This window comes from Pseudomonas sp. TNT2022 ID642 (genome assembly GCF_028656995.1).
Taxonomy (GTDB): domain Bacteria; phylum Pseudomonadota; class Gammaproteobacteria; order Pseudomonadales; family Pseudomonadaceae; genus Aquipseudomonas.
Window position 1 is genome coordinate 118,482 of the sequence record NZ_JAMDGW010000036.1, and the last position, 17,191, is coordinate 135,672.

Consider the following 17,191-nt stretch of genomic DNA (forward strand, 5'->3'; position numbering starts at 1 on the left):
GGCCATGGATTGCTGGTCGGTGCTGCACCTGCACGATGACGCTGAAGCCCGCGATATTAAACGCGCCTATGCGCGCCTGCTGAAAACCTTCCGCCCCGATGAGGATGCCGAAGGTTTCCAGCGCTTGCGCGAAGCCTACGAACAAGCGCTGGCGATTGCCCGGTGGCGCCTTGAAAACGCTGAACCTGCGGACGAAGAAGACGTCGCCGTGGCCACGGCGTCCAGCGCCTTTGCCGCACTGGCACTCGATGCTGCGCTGGCGAACACTCAACACTCAGCGCAAAAACAGCCGTGGGATTTTTCCGCCCCTGAGCTCACTCCCATCAGTCCGGCCGCCCCGGAGCCGTTCGTGCTGCCCGAGAGGGACGAGGTTCGACGTGTCGAGCCCATGGCCGCGGACACGTATGTCGATGCACACGCTGTTAAAACGCAAGCCGCACAGCAACTGCTCGAAGGCCTGTCGCCAGACAGCCTCGACGAGCGTTGGGATCAGGCGCAACAGCAAGGCTGCGCCGAAGTGTTCGAAAGGCTGTTGCTGCAACAGTGTTTCGAACAGCCACAACTGCGCGCTCCGGTGCTGCACTGGGCCGTCGAGCAACTGGGATGGCTGGGCCCATGGCAAGAATTGCTGATGAGTGATCACCAGCGCGACCTGCTCGCCGAAAGCCTGATGGCCGATTATCAAAACGCCCTGCAAGCGCTACTCGAAAGCCACAGCGAGCGCGAATTCCTCAACTTGCTCAAACGCTACAGCGCCCAACCGTGGCTGCAGGTATTTGATCGCCGTGAACAATGGCAGCAAACCTTGCTGCACTTGCTCAATGACACTGAGTGGAGCGTGCCGCTGTTCGACCGCATCGGCCAACTGTTCGGCTGGGATCACAACAAAGGCCTGCACCCGCAACCGGACTGGCTCTGGGAAACGTTGATCGAACGCTGCAACCAGGAAAGCTTCTACGACAACCTGCGGGCCAAGGCTGAAAGCGACCGGACGTGGGCGGCCGACGTTCAGGCAGCGCATCTGTTGATCAATCCGCTCAAGCCCATGCAGCAGAAGAAGATCATCGACGGTTTTGGTCAGAACGAATGGCAGGCCTGCCACGATCTGTCGGAAAACCTCAAATGGCGCTTTCCGGAGCTGCTGGCGCGCTTGCCCTACGCCGATGTTTTTTACTGGCGACGGTTCTTTCCACGGCCCATCGCCGCCGAGACCTGGGTACGGGTATGGGCGGCAATTGCCTTGGCGCTGTGCCTGTTCTATCTGGGCATTGAGAAAAAAGATGCCGCCAATCTCATCTTCATTCCGATGATCTTTGCCTGCGTACCGGTATGGTTTTTTCGCTTTGCATTGAGTTGGTGGGTAGTGCTCACGGCCCACGTGATCGTGCCGGATCTGTGGCTCACCGAGGGACTGATTCCGCGCAAATGGAACCCTGACACGCGCTGGCTGGTGATACGCCACGGGGTTCCGCAGGTGGTGATGCTGCTGCTGTTTTCGCTGATGCTCGGGCCGCTGGGCGCGCTCACTTATGTCGGCACGCTCCTGATCGGGCTGGTGCACAAACGCCGTATCGGTTCGCTCGATCCGGAACTGAGCAGCCGCCACCCTTGGCTGACCGCATTGCATTGGGCGCACTTCAGTCCGCTGCAATTGCTGTTTCTGGTGGTCATGACCGCCGTCACAGCGGCGAGCAGGCTCGGCTATTCGCTCACCCAGCTCATGCCCGGCTAGGAGCGCAACGACAAAACGCTCTGTCACCCAACCGTCACATTGCCTTGCTAGCGTCCGCCCGAAACATACTGAAACAATTAAGCAAAACGGGCTGAACGATGAAAGACGACACAGACGGCACTGACGCACCCGAATTCAATCAACCCACCGACACCAGTCGCCGCCGCTTCCTCGGCGGCGTCGCGGTGCTCGGTGTCGGTGCCACACTGGCCGGGTGTGGTAGCGCCGGTGATCAACCGGGCAAACCGGCCGAGCGCCCGCTGACGCCCGCCGAACTGGACAAGTCCCTGCGCGATCAGGTGAAAACCGTGGTGGTGATCTACGCCGAGAACCGCAGTTTCAACAACCTGTTCGGTGATTTCCCCGGTGTCGAAAAGCCGCTGGCCGCGCTCAAGCCCGGCGACTATCAACAACGCGATCGCGACGGCGCGCTGCTGCAAACCCTGCCGCCCGTCTGGGGCGGTGTCCTGCAGATCGGCCCGCAAACCCTCGATGGCGTGACCTACCCCAGCGCCACGCAATTTCAGGAAAACCTGCCCAATGCACCGTTCGCCCTTAAAGGCCCGAATGGCGAGGACTTGCCATTCGGTCTGGTGACCCGCGATTTGTGGCACGTGTTCTATCAGAACCAGATGCAGATCAATGGCGGCAAGAACGATGGCTTCGTCGCCTGGGCCGACTCCGGCGGCTTGACCATGGGCCACTACGCGCAGAGCCGCTATTCCCTGCGCCTGTGGGATGTCGCTCAGGAATTCGTGCTGTGCGACAACTTCTTCCAGGGCGCCTTCGGTGGCTCGTTCCTCAATCACCAATACCTGATCAGCGCCACCGCGCCGTTCTATCCGGACGCCGCCAATTCGGTGGCCAAGTCGCAGATCGCCGCACTGCAAAGCGATGATCCGACCGATCCGCGCCTCAAACCGCTGACGCAATCACCGGCCAGCGCCATGAGCGGCCCGCCGCAGTTCGGCCCGAGTGCGCTGACCCCGGACGGCTTCGGCGTCAACACCCTCGCCCCGCCCTACTGGCCCACCTGGATTCGCGACCCGGAGCGCCCGGCGTACTCCAAAGCGGATCTGCCCAATGTCATGGTGCCGCAAACCCACGAACACATTGGCGACAAACTATCGAAGAAAAACATTGATTGGGCCTGGTACGCCGGCGCCTGGCAGGCGACGCTGGATCAGTACAAGGATTCCGGCGGCATCCCGAAAATCCCCAATTTTCAATACCACCATCAACCGTTCAACTACTTCAAACAGCAAGGCCCGGAGAATCCCGAAGAGCGTAACAAGCGCCTGCGCGACGCCGGCCTGGGTGATGAATCGAGCAGCAACAAATTCTTCGCCGATGCCGAGGCAGGCACGTTGCCGGCGGTGAGCTTCTACAAACCCCAAGGCAACCTGAACATGCACGCCGGTTATGCCGACGTGGCGTCCGGGGATCGGCACATCGTGCGCGCGTTGAAAGTGCTGCGCGAAAGTCCCCAGTGGAAAAACATGGTGGTGATCGTCACGGTCGACGAGAACGGCGGCTGGTGGGATCACGTCGCACCGCCCATGGGCGACCGCTGGGGCCCGGGGTCACGCGTGCCGGCGCTGGTGGTGTCGCCGTTTGCGCGCAAGGGCACGGTGGATCACACGGTCTACGACACCGCGTCGATCCTGCGGCTGATCACCCGTGTCTTCCAGTTGGAGACCCTCGACGGCCTCAAACAACGGGATGAGGCGATGATTGCCCGGGGTCAGAAACCTATGGGTGATTTGACCAACGCCTTGCATTTTCAGGTCTGAACGCGAGTCCTGCGGTTTGCAGCAAATATCTGCCAGTGACGGCTTTTCTGTGCAACACAGCTGATCCAATATGAGCCGCCCCCGATACGCGGGGGAACCCACGCTGAAAAGGATCTGAGCATGTTCAAACTCGCAGGACTCACGCTCGCCGCACTCACACTGAGCGCGGCCGCCCACGCCGATGTCGACCTGAAACTGGGCAGCACCGAACGCGTTACCCGCCTCTTCGCCTACCCCAACAACTGCAACGTGATCTGCTACCGCAACTGGACGCTGGAGCAGACCGTCACCCATTACCTCAACCAGAGCGTGCAACGCGATGGTTATGCCGATGCCAAGGTGCTGGTGAAAACCGATAACGGCCAGCTTTACGCTGAAATCATCGGCGTGCCGAAGGATTACGACAAACCGCTGTCGGCGCTACTGAACGCGGGTGATCTGGCCTACACCGGTGCCAGCAAGCTCAACGCCGACGGCAAATGGGCCTATAGCTGGTATTTGTTCCTGCCACTGGGCATGGCGCTGGAAAACCGTAAAAGTGTCGAGTTGCTGCACTTCCCGCCGGATTACTCGCTGACCCAGGCACAGGATTATCTGCGTTCGAACACCACCGATCGCTGGGCAACTCTGCTAACTGACAATGGCATTCCTGCCGAGCAGACGCCGGCCTATCAAACCATCATCGATATCGCCCCGATCGCTGCGCCGTCCAATGCTGGCAGTGATCTGGAAGGCGTGTATGACTATTTCAAGGACTACCAGACCACGCTGGTCAAACAGTTCAGCCAGACCACCAGCGGCGCGACGCTGCCGATGGTCGCGTTCGGCGCACCGGTGCGTAACTGGATCAAGCAGCAATACGGGCCAACCGTGAATGTCCTGGGGCTGGCGACCATCAGCCCGAGCGAAGGCGTGAACGTACCGGTGCTGGGTTCGAACCACCCGAGTTACATCTGGTACGCCGCTGACCCGAAGAGCTATACCCGCGACGATGCCCAGGCCAAGGCTGATGCTGCGGGTCTGAAAGTGATGGGCCAGGATCTGAGCGCCGCCTGCTGGCAGGCCGGAATGGGCAGCAAACCGGGCAGCAATCCACAGACCACCCTCACCCGTTGCACGCAGACATGGCAGGTCACGCAGAAAGGCAAAACCTGCGAACTGTTCTACACCTCGATCCGCAATCTGACCCCAGAACAAGCCGCCGCCAAGTGCTCGACCCCTCCGATCAAAACGCAACTGCAGCAATTGCAGGCACCGCTGCCGGCCACCGCCGTTCCCGCCCCGCACCTGTAATCGCTTGAAGCGCTCCCGTGTCAGCCAATGCTGACGCGGGAAAGCGTCTAAAACGCCTGTCAGATCTGACAGTAGACCGACTATACCTAATAGGACACGATTGGATCCAAACAGCAGTGTTGCTGTACTGACAGGACGTCAACCCAAGGAAGTCGCAAAAGCCTTGCGACAAGGACCGTTATGAATATCCATGCCATGACGCAATCTGCATCACGCGATACTGAGGGAATCTATCCCTTTGCCGGCCTGCCCGTGCGCCTGGGTTTTCCCGCCAGTGCCGATTTCGAAATCATCCATGACGGGGACGGCACCCCGGTGGCGGTTTCGGCGCGGCGCGAGTTCATGCACACCCATCGAATGTGCCGGGTCTCCGGACAATTGCTGCCTTATCGCTGCCGCCAGACCCGACAATTGCTGACGGGCATCCACATCTACGATCCGCGCTTTTGCGGCTTGATCGAACACGCCTGCGACCCCAACGTATTTCTCGACATGAGCGAGTTATGGCTGTGGGCGCTGAAAGATATCCACAGGGGGGAACGGCTGACCATGGATTACGCCGCCACCGAAGACAAACTGCTGCACCAGTTCATCTGCGGTTGCGGCTCGGCGCGTTGCCGTGGCTGGATCACCGGTTACGACGAACCACCCAGCCTCGAAGGCCAACACTTTCTACAGTCCTGGCGGCGTTCCGGCTTGCGCTGAAAAATGCGCTGAAAGACGGATTACAACGCGCCGACCGGACGCAGACGATACTGCGGCGGCAGTTGCTCGAAACCACTGATGGTGGTGTTCAGACTTTTCCAGCGGCCGTCCTTGATGCCGTAGATGCAACCGTGGATCGACAGGCTCTGCCCGCGATGCCAGGCGTTCTGGATGATGCTGGTGTGCGCGACGTTGGCCACTTGCTGGATCACGTTGAGTTCGCACATGCGATCAACCTGCTCCTCTTCGGTCGGCAACTTGGCCAGCTCTTCACGTTTCTCGTAATACAGATCGCGGATCGAACGCAGCCAGCCGTCGATCAGACCGAACTGACGGTCCTGCATCGACGCGCGCACACCGCCGCAACCGTAGTGGCCGGTGACGAGGATGTGTTTGACCTTGAGCACGTCGACCGCGTACTGGATCACCGACAGGCAGTTGAGGTCGGTGTGCAGCACGACGTTGGCAACGTTGCGGTGCACGAACAGATCGCCCGGCAGCATGCCAACGATTTCGTTGGCCGGCACACGGGCGTCGGAACAGCCGATCCACAGATATTCCGGCGTTTGCTGGCGTGCCAGCTTGGCGAAGAAATCCGGGTCTTCCTTGGTGATCGCGTCAGCCCAACGCTCGTTGTTATCAATCAGGTCTTGTAAGTCATGCATGCTGTAAGGCCTCAAGAAAGATGCGCTGGTATGACAGACGACCGCCCGTCGGGGTCACGCCGCCAGCGCAAGTGATTTCATTGGAATTCTCGTGTGCCCGGTGAGTCCACCTAAGTAAGGCCCACAGTATGAGGAATTGCCATGACTGATTCACGACGCCCTTTTGACGCAGTGCAACCGGAGCCCATCGATGATAACGAAGACCGTATGGGTTCGGTGCATGAGCTGGATTTCGATGAAGACGAGCCTAGCGCGAAGATTGGTGATGAGATTCCGGAGCGTGAACGTGAGCAGTTGATGCCGCGTGAGCGTGTACGTGAGGCCGGGTTGACCGGCGCATCGACCGCTGACCATGAACCCACCGACGATGACCTGAGCCCGGAAACGCTGATTCATGAAGACGGCGCGCGGGATGCCGATGAGGCTGGTGAAGGCAATCAGGCCGATTGGGATTTGAGCATTGTCGATGAGGATGACATTGGCGGAGGTAATGGACTGGACGAGGCGGAGCTGGCGCGGCGTGATCCGCTGGATGGTAACCGCTGATCACTTGAGCTGAAACTCGGTCCCTGTAGGAGCTGCCGAAGGCTGCGATCTTTTGATCTTGTTTCGTAAGATCAAAAGATCGCAGCCTTCGGCAGCTCCTACAGGTCATCAGTCAACCAGGGTGCAGGCCATGACCACCGCGTCTTCACGCCCACCCACCGCCGGATAATAATCCCGACGCCGGCCAATCTCGTTGAAGCCATAACGCTCATACAACTTGAATGCGCCCGTATTGCTGTCACGCACTTCCAGAAAACATTCCCGCGCCGAAGCCGCATACGCCCGCGACATCAGGTGCTCGAGCAACGTCAGCCCCAGCCCGCGCCCCTGATTTTCCGGTTTGACGGTAATGTTGAGCAGATGCGCCTCATCGAGAATGATCTGCACCACCCCGTGGCCGACCTGCTGCTCACCTTCGAACATCAGCCAGATCTGATACTTGCCCAGCCCGTCGAGAAAAATCCCCCGGGTCCACGGATGACTGTAAGCGGCGTACTCGATCTTCAGCACGGTTTCCAGATCCGCCTCGGTCATCGGGCGAAACGATACAGCGTCACTCATTCGATTCTTTCCAGCGCGCCATCAGCCGACGCATGGCTTGCCACACAGCGGCCTTGCGCTGTGGCTCTTCCATTAACAATTCCAGACCGGGAATGGCCCAGGCCGAGCCCAGACCTTCGATCTGCAATTCACGATTGAACGCTTCGGCATCCGCTTCACCGGCAAAACGTACCGCCGGCAGGCCGATCAGCCACAGGCAGGCGCACGGGGCGGCTTCCATTTGCACCGAAAGGAAACCCTGAACGAAGTCGCGCGCCGCGTCCGGGCCCTGATCCATGGTGCCGCGATTGAGCCACGGCCAGCGCACCGGCTCGCCGACGATCTGCGGCGCATCCGGCAGACCGGCGGCGCGAAGCATGTCCTTGAGCAACAAATAAGCCGGATCACGGCTCTGGAACGGTTCGCCTGTGGGTAACTCGACCAATAGCAGGCAGCGCCCGGCACGGAACAATTGCAGAGCAAAACGTGGCGGTGGCACTGGCGCCGGTTTGGCGACAACCGGCGTGTCGTCGGCCTCTTCCACCGGTTTGGCGTTGGTCCGGGTGCTGGCCAACGAAGGACGCGGCACTTCGATCTTCGGCCGTTCGGCCGGACGAACGGCAGGCTGCGCGGGCGTTTCCACCGCAGGCGCAAGCATCACCGGCGCCTCTACCTCGGGCTCGGGCATGTCCAGCAGCTCGGGCCGTGAAGGCGCGGCAAAAGGCAATTCGGTGCGCGGCAGCCAGTTGACCACCTGCATGGCGTTCAAATAGGCGCGGCGGCGGGACTCGATTAGCAAGGGTCGGCCACTTGTGGATAACTGAAGTGCGCTGATTCTACCGCCCTTCGTTCAAGATCGCCCGTTGTAGATCGATACTCTTTCACGAGGCGCTTTACCCACGCTCTTTATACAAAGAATGCGACAGCCCGTCCCGAGAGTGAATCGCATCCTTCGTGATGCAGTACAATCGCCGCTTTTCATTGCCAACCAGCCGGGCATTCCGATGATCGAACCCAAGCGCGTCTTGCGCGCCCTCGCTGAACACTGGGCACTTCTGGAGCCACTGTGCGAGCACTTCGACCAAGGCACACTGAGCCTCAACGAACTGCGCTCGCAACTGGCCGCCCAACAACTGGACAGCACGCCGCAGGACATCACCAGTCTGCTCGACGTGTGGATTCGCCTCGATATCCTGATTCCGGTGGCGAAAAGCCCGAACCGTTTCGAGCTGAACGCACAGATTCACGATTTCCTCGCTTACCTGCGTCGTGAGCACCGACTGGGCCTGTGCCTGGAAATCGAAGCCTATCTGCGTCACCTCGAGCGTCTGGCCGGGTATATCCAGGACGCGTTCGAAGTCCGTGACGGCCACGACCTTGCCCGCCAGCTGCGCCTGCTCGACATGCGCGTGCGCGACGTACTGAAGAAGCTCGACAACGACGAACAGGCCTTGGTGGCCGTCGCTGAACGGGCGAAGACCAGCGATCGGCAGATTCCACTGCGTCAGCGTTACGCTGAAGTACTGGCGACCTGGGACGAATACGTCGAGCCGATGATCGATCTGGTGAACGCCGACGGCGCCTTCGAACAAGGCGTGCGCAAGGTCGAAACCGTGCTGCTGAAAATGCTCAGCGAACAGCAGCGCCTCGGCCATCTGGTCGATGACGACATGCTGCTGCGCACCCACGCGCGCATCCTCGAAATGCAGACCAGCGCGCAATTGACCTTGCGTCATGCCCGCGAATTGCTGCTGCCGCTGCGTGAAGAAGCGCGCCGGCACAACGCCGTGACCCGTGGCGCCGCGTTGGCCTTGGCCGCGATTCGCCGCAAAGGCATTGATGCCGTACCGCAAGCGGCGATGCCGCTGTTCACCCGCCCGCAGAGCACCTTCCTCGGCAGCGCCAGTCAGGTTGAAGCCTACGTGTATGCCTTGGCGCGTTTCGAGCCGAAACCGGCGCGTTTCCCGAAAGCGCACAAAACGCAGAAAGGCGAAGCCCCACGCGCGCCACGCACCGTGCGCGAGATGGTCGACCGCTGCGAAGAAGCCCTGCCGATGCCGGATCTGATGACCTGGCTGCTGGAGCAGGAGCCGGACGGCGCCACCGACGAATTGCTCTACTGGTTCTCGCGCCTGTCGCGGGAAAAACGCTTCAAGCGCGAGCGTCTGGAACGCCGCGAATACCACACTCACGAGCATCAGGTCAGCCTGCGCTCCTTCGCCCTGCTCTCGGCCAGCGATAACGCCGCCGAGAATTCTGCGAGCATCCCCAATGCATCTTGATCTTTCCGAACTGTCGCAACTCGCGCCGATCTTCCGCGAGCTGTTCAAGGGTTACCACGTCAGCCGCCGCGATCCGGAGCTGTACGCGCAACTGTCGAACTTCCAGGATCAATACCGCACGCTGTTCAAGGCGCTGGGCTTTGAACTGGTCTGCGATACCCGTGGTTTCTACTACTTTGTGCCGGACATGGCCGCCGCAGCGGTGAACAAGACTGCCCAGCGTCTGGCGCTGTTCACCTTCATCCTCGTCGAGCATCTGGCCGATCAGGGCCGCGATCCGATCGCCGTGCTCGATGGCGGCAGCCTCGGCCGTGAAGAGTTGCCATCGCTGCTGGAGAAATACCGCGACCTGTTCATTCAGGCCGAAGTGCAGACCGTTGAAGAGCTCGAAGAAAAGATCATGCGCCGCATGACTCAGCTCGGCTTTGCCAGCGAAGAAAACGGCGTGTACCGCTTCCTGCCGCCGATGCACCGTTTCCTCGACGTGTGCCTGTCAGTGCAGCAAGACCGCGATCTGGCGGCCAGCGTACACAGCGTTCTGCCGCTGCCGGCACCGGTGCTGATCGACGAAGCGGCAGAAGCCAAATTCCTCGAAACCGACGACCCGCTCGATCTTTCAGAGTTTGAAGAAGAGAGCGAAGAAGACGCACTGGCCCGCGCCATTGCCGAAGAACAGGAGTCCGACGCATGAGCCAGGAACGCTACGGCATCCGCCGCTTTGCCCTTTTGAACACCGCCGGTTACAGCCTCGGCCTGTTCCCGCTGGAAGAACCGCTGTCGGTTTACGGCGCAAACAACCTCGGTAAATCGGCGTCGATCAACGCCTTGCAGTTCCCGATTCTGGCGCGCATGTCGGACATGAGTTTCGGCAAATACAGCCTGGAACAATCGCGGCGCTTCTACTTCGCTTCCGACACCAGCTACATCCTCGTTGAAGTGAATCTGCCCCATGGCCCGCACGTGATCGGCGTGGTCGGTCGCGGCCCGGGCGGCGGTTTCGGTCACCAGTTCTTCGCCTATGCCGGCAAGCTCGATCTGGCGCATTACCAGAAGAACGACACCTGCCTGCGTCAGAAAGAGCTGTTCAGCAACCTTGAGAAAGAAGGCCTGAAAGCCTACGAACTCAAGCCGGACGAACTGCGTCGCTTGCTGGTGGGCGGTCATACGTCGATTCCGCTCGACCTGACTTTGATTCCGCTGCGCTCCACCAGCGAACAGAGCCTGAAGACCTTCCGTGCGCTGTTTATCAACCTGCTGCACATGCGCGAAATCACCGCGGCCAAGCTCAAGCAGTTGTTCCTCGATGCCTTCGAACACAGCCTGCGTTCCGGTAGCGTCGATTACATCGCCGCGTGTGAAGAAGCCTTCCGCGATGTGCGGCGCATGGAACAGGACTACAACTCGCTGGTCGCGGCCGGCCCGCTGGTTGAGGCCTTGGCCAACGGCGTGAAACAGCGCGACATACTGCGCGGCAAACTGCATCGCCTGTCGCCGCTGCTCGACTCGTTGCTCGGCACCTGGTCGGACTACGCCAGTGCGCGCAAAGAAGAGCTGACCATCCAGGCCGATCACTACCGTGGCGAGCAGGACAGTCTGCAAAACGATCAGCGCGGCGGCACTCAGGAACTGATGCGTCTGGAGCGGGAAATTTCCGGCATCCAGCGCTGGCTCGGCGAATTGTCGGTACTGAAGAATCGCTTCGCGCTGGTCGATGACGTCAAAGTGCTCGAGCAACAATTGCTCGCGGCCAAAGACGCGCACGACGAATTGGCCGGCGCCTTGGCGCAATCCCGTCAGTTCAGCGCCGAAGATCTGGAAGAGCGCGTGCGCGATCTGGAAAAACGCCTGAAGTCTGTGAAGCAGCAACTCGATCACGCCGACAACAACAGCTATGCCCGTCTGCGCGAAGAGTTCTCGCAGCAGGACGTCGAGCGTCTGATGCGTCTGTTCAACAGCGCCCTGTTCAGCCTGCCGCTGGGTGAACACGGCATCACCCTCGACGACGATGGCGCGTGGGTCAAATCCGTTGAGCTGATTCTCGATGGCTTCAAAGGAGAGCGCTTCGAAGTGCCGGGCTTGTCCATCGACATCTCGCACATCGAGCCGCCGGCGCTGCAAGCCTTGGCTGACCGTGCCGCGCTGCGCGATCAGAAAGAGCGTCTGGAAAAAGAACTCAAGCAACTGAAAACCCAGCAAGCCGTGGCCGCCGACCGCGCCGCGAGCAAGACCCAGACCGAAGCGCTGTACCAGCAAGTGCTGGACGCGCAGAAAGCCCTGGAAGATTTCCGTCGCACGCAGACTTTGAGCGCTGAAGAAAGCGACAAGCTCGAGCAACTGGCGCAGATGGAAGGCGCGCAGGACGAACTCAAGCGCTCCAGCGACGCGTTCACCGAGCGCGTCCAGCAACTGTCGGCCAAGCTGCAACTGGTCGGCCGTCAGATCGCTGACATGGAAGCCAAGCAACGCACCCTCGACGATGCCCTGCGTCGTCGTCAGTTGCTGCCAGCGGATCTGCCGTTCGGTACGCCGTTCATGGATCCGGTCGACGACTCGATGGACAACTTGCTACCGCTGCTCAACGACTACCAGGACAGCTGGCAAGGCCTGCTGCGCGCCGATGGCCAGATCGAAGCGCTGTACGCGCAGGTGCGCCTCAAAGGTGTGGCCAAGTTCGACAGCGAAGACGACATGGAGCGCCGCCTGTCGTTGCTGATCAACGCTTACGCGCACCGTACCGATGAAGCGCTGACGCTGGGCAAGGCCCGTCGTGCGGCAGTCACCGACATCGCCCGGACCCTGCGCAACATTCGCAGCGACTACGACAGCCTCGAGCATCAACTGGCGCTGTTCAACCGCGAGATCAACAAGCGTCAGGTGTCCAACCTGCAGAGCTTCCGCATCGTTCTCGCGCCGAACAAGGAAGCCCTCAAGCACATCGACCAGATCATCCACAGCGCCGGTCAGTACGAAGAAGGCGAAACCCTGTCGGTGTTCGACCTCAGCCAAAGTGCCGAGCAGGACAACAAGAACGAAGAGGCCAAGGAATACCTGGCGCGGCTGGTGGCGGCAAACCACAACCAGCTCGGCCTCAAGGACTTGTTCGAACTGGCCTTCGAGATCACCAAGGTCAACGGTCAGCCGGTTATCCACACCGACATCGATGGCGCCGCATCCAACGGTACAACCATGACCATCAAGGCGCTGACCAACATGTATTTGTTGCTGCACTTGATGGATCGCGATCAGGCCGGTCGCGTGCGTCTGCCGTACTACCTCGACGAGGCCGCAGACATCGACGAGAAGAACCAGGCCGCGCTGCTGGAAACCAGTCTGCAACTGGGCTTCGTGCCGATTCTGGCGAGTGTGAAGCCGCAGGTCTGCGCCAGTGTCGCGATCGACCTGGAAGGCGGCAGCGGCCCGGCGGGGATCTACATCGATGAGGCGGACTGGAAGTACATCCGTCGCCATGATGTGGTGAAGGCAACGCTGAATGTTGAAGCGGATGAGCCGGAGCTGGATGCGGTTTGATCGGCGTTAACTGAAGACAAAAAAAGGGCCGCGATCTGTTTGGATCGCGGCCCTTTTTTATGGCTTGGAGTTTGTGCTGATTTTGCGGGCCCTATCGCGAGCAGGCTCACTCCCACAGGGATTAGCGTCGAACACAATTTTTGTGTACACCGCTCATCCACTGTGGGAGCGAGCCTGCTCGCGAAGGCGTCCTGACAGACGCCACATCAGTTCCCTGATTACTTACCGAGCGAAATCTTCGGCGCCCACGTCAGCCACTCATCCTCAAACTTGTCGAACAACGGGAACGTCTGCTCAGGTCGCGCCGGGTTGCCCATGCGCTCACCGTCCGGCGTAGCGAAAGCAATCCCGCCCTGAATCGCCGTCTCCAGCGACTCGGTGCGCACCGTCAGCCCGTTGAACAAACCGATATCAAACCCGACACCACTGGTGTTCCAGAACCGGCTACCGCTGCGCACCAACGGCGCATATTTCGGCTCGATCAGAATATGTACCAACACCCGATCAGCGGTCTGCCCCAGTTCATAACCGGTGACTTTACCCACGGTAATTTCACGGTAAGTCACCGGCACACCCGGTTTCAGCGAACCACGACGGGCCGCGCTCAATACCAGACTCAGCCCCGCTTCTTGCTTGGTCACTTCCGGCGCATTGGCCAGCGCAACGAAGTTCTTCTGCGGGCCGAGGTTCTTCGCTGCCGGTTGCACTTCTATGTATTTTCCGGTCACCAGGGTTTCCAGATTTTCTGTCTTGATCAGGCCCAACTCCGGTTTGACCACCCAGAACTGACTGCCGACCCGCGCGATCTTATCCGACACTTCCGTGATGCGAGCCGTGAGGATCACCGATTGCAAGTCATCGGTCAGGTCGACACTTTCGATCTTGCCGACATCCAGCCCCTTGAAGCGAACCGGTGTGCCGCTGCGCAAACCGTCGGCACGATCAACCTTGATCGTGACTACCGCGCCCTTCTGATTGGCGTCATCGTGATTGGCGAACAGACGGAAGCGCGGAATGCGTTTCTGCAACGGCGCCTTGGCTTGCGGTGTTTCAAAGGCAATGCCGCCGGCCATCAAGGTCTGCAGCGACTCACTCTTAACTTGAATCCCGCCGGTCAAACCGCCAGTCAGCGTCACACCACTGACATTCCAGAACCGCGTCGAGGCGTTGACCAGGTTTTCGTATTCCTTCTCGATGTGTACACCGATCACCAGTTGCTTGCGGGTCTTGGAGAACTGATAGCTCTGCACCGAACCGACCTTGACCTGTTTGTACAGAATCGGACTGCCGACATCGATCGAGCCGAGGGTGTCGGTGAACAGCACCAGGTGCAGACCCGGTGAGCGCAGATCCAGCGGCGGCGCTTTTGGCCGTGCCTCGAACTCGCGTTTCGGTGCAGCGCCCTTGTCACCCGGGCGCACAGCGATGTAGTTACCTTTCACCAGCGCTTCCAGACCGGTAATGCCAGCCAGAGAAATCGAGGGTTTGACCACCCAGAACTGCGTGCCGTCGACCAGATAGTCTTCAGCCAACGGATCAAGAGTCAGCTCGGCAGTGGCGCTGTTCAGATCCGGATCGACCTTCAGCGCTTTCAGGTTGCCGACCTGAATGCCTTTGTACATCACCGGCGTACGGCCGGCCTGCAGGCCTTCGAAATCGCTGAGTTTGACCTTTACGCGAATCCCGGCAGCGGCGGCATCGAAGTCCTCATAGAGACGGAACGGCAGGCTTGGATCGGTCGGCGGACTGTCCTTGCGGTTCTCCGGCGTGGCGAAGGCGATACCACCGGCGACGATGCTGGCCAGCGATTCGCTGCGCACTTTCACGCCGGACAGGTTGGCGTCGATGCTGATGCCGCTGGCATTCCAGAAACGCGTGTGTTTGCGCACCAGTTTGGCGTAGGTCGGCTCAATGAAGACTTTCAGCTCAACAGTGCTTTGATCTTCCGAAAGCACGTAGCTTTTGATCTGGCCAACCTTGATCTGTTTGTAGAACACCGGGCTGCCACGATCCAGAGAACCGAGACGATCCGCCTTGATGGTCAGGTGCAGACCGGGCTTGGCATCAGACAGCGGCGGCTCTTCGGCCAGCGCCTTGAACTTGCGCGTCGGTTCGCCTTCGCCGGGGCTGATGGCCACGTAGTTACCGGAAACCAGGGTTTCCAGGCCGGTGATACCGGCCAGGGTTACGCTCGGTTTGACCAGCCAGAAACGCGTGCTGGTCTTGAGGTATTGCTCAACGTCTTTATTCATCTCGACGGTGGCGATGACGCCTTTGGAATTGCCCTCATCGTCGAGCTTGAGCGTCTTGACCTTACCGACTGACATGCCTTTGTACATGACCTCGGTCTTGTTGGCCTGAATGCCTTCGCCACTCTCGAAGCGGATCTGAATTTCGATCCCGGTTTCGGAGTAGGCACGCCAGCCAAGCCAGCCGCCGATGATCAGCGCGATCAGAGGCAGTACCCAAATGGCAGACCAGTTCGAGGCCGGTCGGGTTTTCGCTACGGGCAAATCAGTCATGGTCGTCGTCCGACTCCGTGTTATCCCAAATCAGTCGGGGATCGAAAGTTACTGCGGCGAGCATCGTCAGAATCACCACACTGGCGAAGGCGATGGCGCCAAGATTGGCTTCGACACTGGCAAGCCGGCCGAAGTTGACGACCGCCACCAGAATGGCGATCACAAAAATATCGAGCATCGACCAGCGGCCAATGAACTCGATGAAACGGTACATCCAGATACGCTGACGAGCAGACAACGGCTGACGTCGTTGCACTGAAAACAGCAGCAGCGCGATACCGACCAGTTTGAAGGTCGGCACCAGAATACTGGCGATAAACACCACCGCAGCAATCGGAATCATGCCGTGCTGCACCAACTGGATCACACCGGACATGATAGTGCTCGGATCACCCTGACCCAAAGAACTGACAGTCATGATTGGTAGTACGTTGGCCGGAATATAGATGATCGCTGCCGTGATCAGCAGTGCCCAGGTGCGAGTGAGGCTGTTTGGCCTGCGAGCGTGGACCAATGCACCACAGCGGGTGCAGGTTTGCTCGTCGGTGTCCGCTTCCTGCCTGTTCAACTCATGACATTCGGTACAGACCAGAATGCCCGCATCAATCGCCCGCATGAGCATCTTCCCCTGATAGCGCCTGCCAGATCTGATGCGGTGACATCACCACCTCCAGCCATACCTGCACTAATAACAAGCTAATGAAACACGCCAGGCCGAGACCGACGGTGATGGCCGCCATGTCCGCCAGTTTGACAATCGCCACCAGTACGCCCATGAGGTAGACCTCGAGCATTCCCCAGTCTTTGAGGTGGTGATAAATACGGTAAAGCAGCAAACCGTAACTGCGACCGACATCGAAGCGGATCGTTAGCAAGACGAACAACTGGCACAGCAACTTCAACAGCGGAATGGCCATGCTGCACAGGAATACGACGATCGAAACGCCCTGCATGTCCGTATTGAACAAGCCGAGCACGCCGCTCCAGACCGTATCCTGCGAAGACTGTCCGAGGATATTGAGCTGCATGATGGGTAAAAAGTTTGCCGGGATGTACAGCAGCAATGCTGCAATCACCAAGGCAAGGCTGCGCTGCACCACGTTATGGCGGTGGGCATACAACTCGTAACCGCAGCGTGGGCAGAGCGCTTTCTCGCCATGGGCAAGCGTTGGCTTGCGCATCAGCAGGTCGCACTCGTGACAGGCCACCAAGTCTTCCAGCGGTAAATCTGACAGCCCGGGGGCGTCAACCGACTCTGACATAAAGGCTCTGGCTCCGAATAAGGTGGGGCTATTCTAGTGTTCTGATTCGAAAATAACTGTGCAAATTTGTTCGCTGTCTCGAGCAAAAAACTTTTCCTGCGGGCAAAACAAAACCCCAACTGCTTTCGCAATTGGGGTTTCGGAATTTAATCTTGACGATGACCTACTCTCACATGGGGAAACCCCACACTACCATCGGCGATGCATCGTTTCACTGCTGAGTTCGGGATGGGATCAGGTGGTTCCAACGCTCTATGGTCGTCAAGAAATTCGGGTACTGAGTCGTGGCCAGATGGCCTCGCTTCAGCAAATTGGGTATGTGA

14 protein-coding genes and 1 rRNA gene are annotated in these 17,191 nt (G+C 59.5%); 8 read left to right on the forward strand and 7 right to left on the reverse strand.

Features of this window, described 5'->3' with window-relative positions; genetic code table 11:
- The first annotated feature begins 4 nt into the window (after nt 1-4).
- The 4 genes from M5G26_RS27290 to M5G26_RS27305 all read left to right on the forward strand — a co-directional run bounded on the left by M5G26_RS27290 (nt 5) and on the right by M5G26_RS27305 (nt 5,523).
- The gene (locus M5G26_RS27290) at nt 5-1,732 is read left to right on the forward strand and encodes a J domain-containing protein (RefSeq protein ID WP_273916988.1); all 1,728 of its coding nucleotides are present in this window, start codon (nt 5-7) and stop codon (nt 1,730-1,732) included.
- A gap of 98 nt (nt 1,733-1,830) precedes the next feature.
- Nucleotides 1,831-3,525 carry an acid phosphatase gene (gene acpA, locus M5G26_RS27295; protein ID WP_273916989.1) on the forward strand — a complete coding sequence of 565 codons (1,695 nt, stop codon included), beginning with the start codon at nt 1,831-1,833 and terminating at the stop codon, nt 3,523-3,525.
- A 120-nt stretch (nt 3,526-3,645) separates the two neighbouring features.
- Nucleotides 3,646-4,818 (forward strand): hypothetical protein, encoded by a 1,173-nt coding sequence (locus M5G26_RS27300; RefSeq protein WP_273916990.1) that lies wholly within the window; start codon nt 3,646-3,648, stop codon nt 4,816-4,818.
- A 180-nt stretch (nt 4,819-4,998) separates the two neighbouring features.
- Nucleotides 4,999-5,523, forward strand: coding sequence for an SET domain-containing protein-lysine N-methyltransferase (locus tag M5G26_RS27305; RefSeq protein ID WP_273916991.1), 525 nt, complete (start codon nt 4,999-5,001; stop codon nt 5,521-5,523).
- A gap of 20 nt (nt 5,524-5,543) precedes the next feature.
- Here the strand turns inward: M5G26_RS27305 and can are convergent, their stop codons facing one another.
- Nucleotides 5,544-6,188, reverse strand: a complete 645-nt coding sequence (gene can / locus M5G26_RS27310) for a carbonate dehydratase (protein ID WP_007912954.1) — start codon at nt 6,186-6,188, stop codon at nt 5,544-5,546.
- Nucleotides 6,189-6,329: 141 nt separating this feature from the next.
- On the opposite strand from can, the gene M5G26_RS27315 reads away from it, so the two are divergent.
- The gene (locus M5G26_RS27315) at nt 6,330-6,734 is read left to right on the forward strand and encodes a serine kinase/phosphatase (protein ID WP_273916992.1); all 405 of its coding nucleotides are present in this window, start codon (nt 6,330-6,332) and stop codon (nt 6,732-6,734) included.
- Nucleotides 6,735-6,842: 108 nt separating this feature from the next.
- Here M5G26_RS27315 and rimI read toward each other — a convergent pair whose 3' ends face one another.
- Nucleotides 6,843-7,295 (reverse strand): ribosomal protein S18-alanine N-acetyltransferase, encoded by a 453-nt coding sequence (rimI, locus tag M5G26_RS27320; RefSeq protein ID WP_007912963.1) that lies wholly within the window; start codon nt 7,293-7,295, stop codon nt 6,843-6,845.
- Nucleotides 7,288-8,034, reverse strand: coding sequence for an energy transducer TonB (locus tag M5G26_RS27325; RefSeq protein ID WP_273916997.1), 747 nt, complete (start codon nt 8,032-8,034; stop codon nt 7,288-7,290). The genes rimI and M5G26_RS27325 overlap by 8 nt, the downstream gene beginning before the upstream one ends.
- Nucleotides 8,035-8,278: 244 nt before the next feature.
- Between M5G26_RS27325 and mksB the strand changes: the two genes are divergently transcribed.
- Genes mksB through mksF form a run of 3 tightly spaced genes read left to right on the forward strand, consistent with a single transcriptional unit; the run spans nt 8,279 to nt 13,084 of the window.
- Nucleotides 8,279-9,556: an Mks condensin complex protein MksB gene (gene mksB / locus M5G26_RS27330; protein WP_162483039.1), complete on the forward strand. Its 1,278-nt coding sequence runs from the start codon at nt 8,279-8,281 to the stop codon at nt 9,554-9,556.
- Nucleotides 9,546-10,247, forward strand: a complete 702-nt coding sequence (gene mksE, locus M5G26_RS27335; protein ID WP_007912968.1) for an Mks condensin complex protein MksE — start codon at nt 9,546-9,548, stop codon at nt 10,245-10,247. Before mksB ends, mksE begins: the two co-directional genes overlap by 11 nt.
- A complete protein-coding gene (gene mksF / locus M5G26_RS27340; protein ID WP_273916993.1) occupies nt 10,244-13,084 on the forward strand; it encodes an Mks condensin complex protein MksF in 2,841 nt (946 codons plus the stop codon). The genes mksE and mksF overlap by 4 nt, the downstream gene beginning before the upstream one ends.
- A gap of 218 nt (nt 13,085-13,302) precedes the next feature.
- Here the strand turns inward: mksF and M5G26_RS27345 are convergent, their stop codons facing one another.
- The 4 genes from M5G26_RS27345 to rrf all read right to left on the reverse strand — a co-directional run bounded on the left by M5G26_RS27345 (nt 13,303) and on the right by rrf (nt 17,134).
- On the reverse strand, nt 13,303-15,606 hold the full coding sequence (locus tag M5G26_RS27345; protein WP_134177925.1) for a PqiB family protein: 2,304 nt from the start codon (nt 15,604-15,606) through the stop codon (nt 13,303-13,305).
- Nucleotides 15,599-16,222 carry a paraquat-inducible protein A gene (locus tag M5G26_RS27350; protein ID WP_095050584.1) on the reverse strand — a complete coding sequence of 208 codons (624 nt, stop codon included), beginning with the start codon at nt 16,220-16,222 and terminating at the stop codon, nt 15,599-15,601. Before M5G26_RS27350 ends, M5G26_RS27345 begins: the two co-directional genes overlap by 8 nt.
- Nucleotides 16,209-16,868, reverse strand: coding sequence for a paraquat-inducible protein A (locus M5G26_RS27355; RefSeq protein WP_038360851.1), 660 nt, complete (start codon nt 16,866-16,868; stop codon nt 16,209-16,211). Before M5G26_RS27355 ends, M5G26_RS27350 begins: the two co-directional genes overlap by 14 nt.
- A gap of 150 nt (nt 16,869-17,018) precedes the next feature.
- A 5S ribosomal RNA gene (gene rrf, locus M5G26_RS27360) occupies nt 17,019-17,134 on the reverse strand.
- Between the last annotated feature and the right edge of the window lie 57 nt (nt 17,135-17,191).

What these genes read in the sequence shown, in the direction of transcription:
- M5G26_RS27290 (WP_273916988.1), top strand. Translation starts at nt 5, where the DNA reads ATGGATTGCTGGTCGGTGCTGCACCTGCACGATGACGCTGAAGCCCGC.
- acpA (WP_273916989.1), top strand. Translation starts at nt 1,831, where the DNA reads ATGAAAGACGACACAGACGGCACTGACGCACCCGAATTCAATCAACCC.
- M5G26_RS27300 (WP_273916990.1), top strand. Translation starts at nt 3,646, where the DNA reads ATGTTCAAACTCGCAGGACTCACGCTCGCCGCACTCACACTGAGCGCG.
- M5G26_RS27305 (WP_273916991.1), top strand. Translation starts at nt 4,999, where the DNA reads ATGAATATCCATGCCATGACGCAATCTGCATCACGCGATACTGAGGGA.
- can (WP_007912954.1), bottom strand. Translation starts at nt 6,188, where the DNA reads ATGCATGACTTACAAGACCTGATTGATAACAACGAGCGTTGGGCTGAC.
- M5G26_RS27315 (WP_273916992.1), top strand. Translation starts at nt 6,330, where the DNA reads ATGACTGATTCACGACGCCCTTTTGACGCAGTGCAACCGGAGCCCATC.
- rimI (WP_007912963.1), bottom strand. Translation starts at nt 7,295, where the DNA reads ATGAGTGACGCTGTATCGTTTCGCCCGATGACCGAGGCGGATCTGGAA.
- M5G26_RS27325 (WP_273916997.1), bottom strand. Translation starts at nt 8,034, where the DNA reads ATGCAGGTGGTCAACTGGCTGCCGCGCACCGAATTGCCTTTTGCCGCG.
- mksB (WP_162483039.1), top strand. Translation starts at nt 8,279, where the DNA reads ATGATCGAACCCAAGCGCGTCTTGCGCGCCCTCGCTGAACACTGGGCA.
- mksE (WP_007912968.1), top strand. Translation starts at nt 9,546, where the DNA reads ATGCATCTTGATCTTTCCGAACTGTCGCAACTCGCGCCGATCTTCCGC.
- mksF (WP_273916993.1), top strand. Translation starts at nt 10,244, where the DNA reads ATGAGCCAGGAACGCTACGGCATCCGCCGCTTTGCCCTTTTGAACACC.
- M5G26_RS27345 (WP_134177925.1), bottom strand. Translation starts at nt 15,606, where the DNA reads ATGACTGATTTGCCCGTAGCGAAAACCCGACCGGCCTCGAACTGGTCT.
- M5G26_RS27350 (WP_095050584.1), bottom strand. Translation starts at nt 16,222, where the DNA reads ATGCGGGCGATTGATGCGGGCATTCTGGTCTGTACCGAATGTCATGAG.
- M5G26_RS27355 (WP_038360851.1), bottom strand. Translation starts at nt 16,868, where the DNA reads ATGTCAGAGTCGGTTGACGCCCCCGGGCTGTCAGATTTACCGCTGGAA.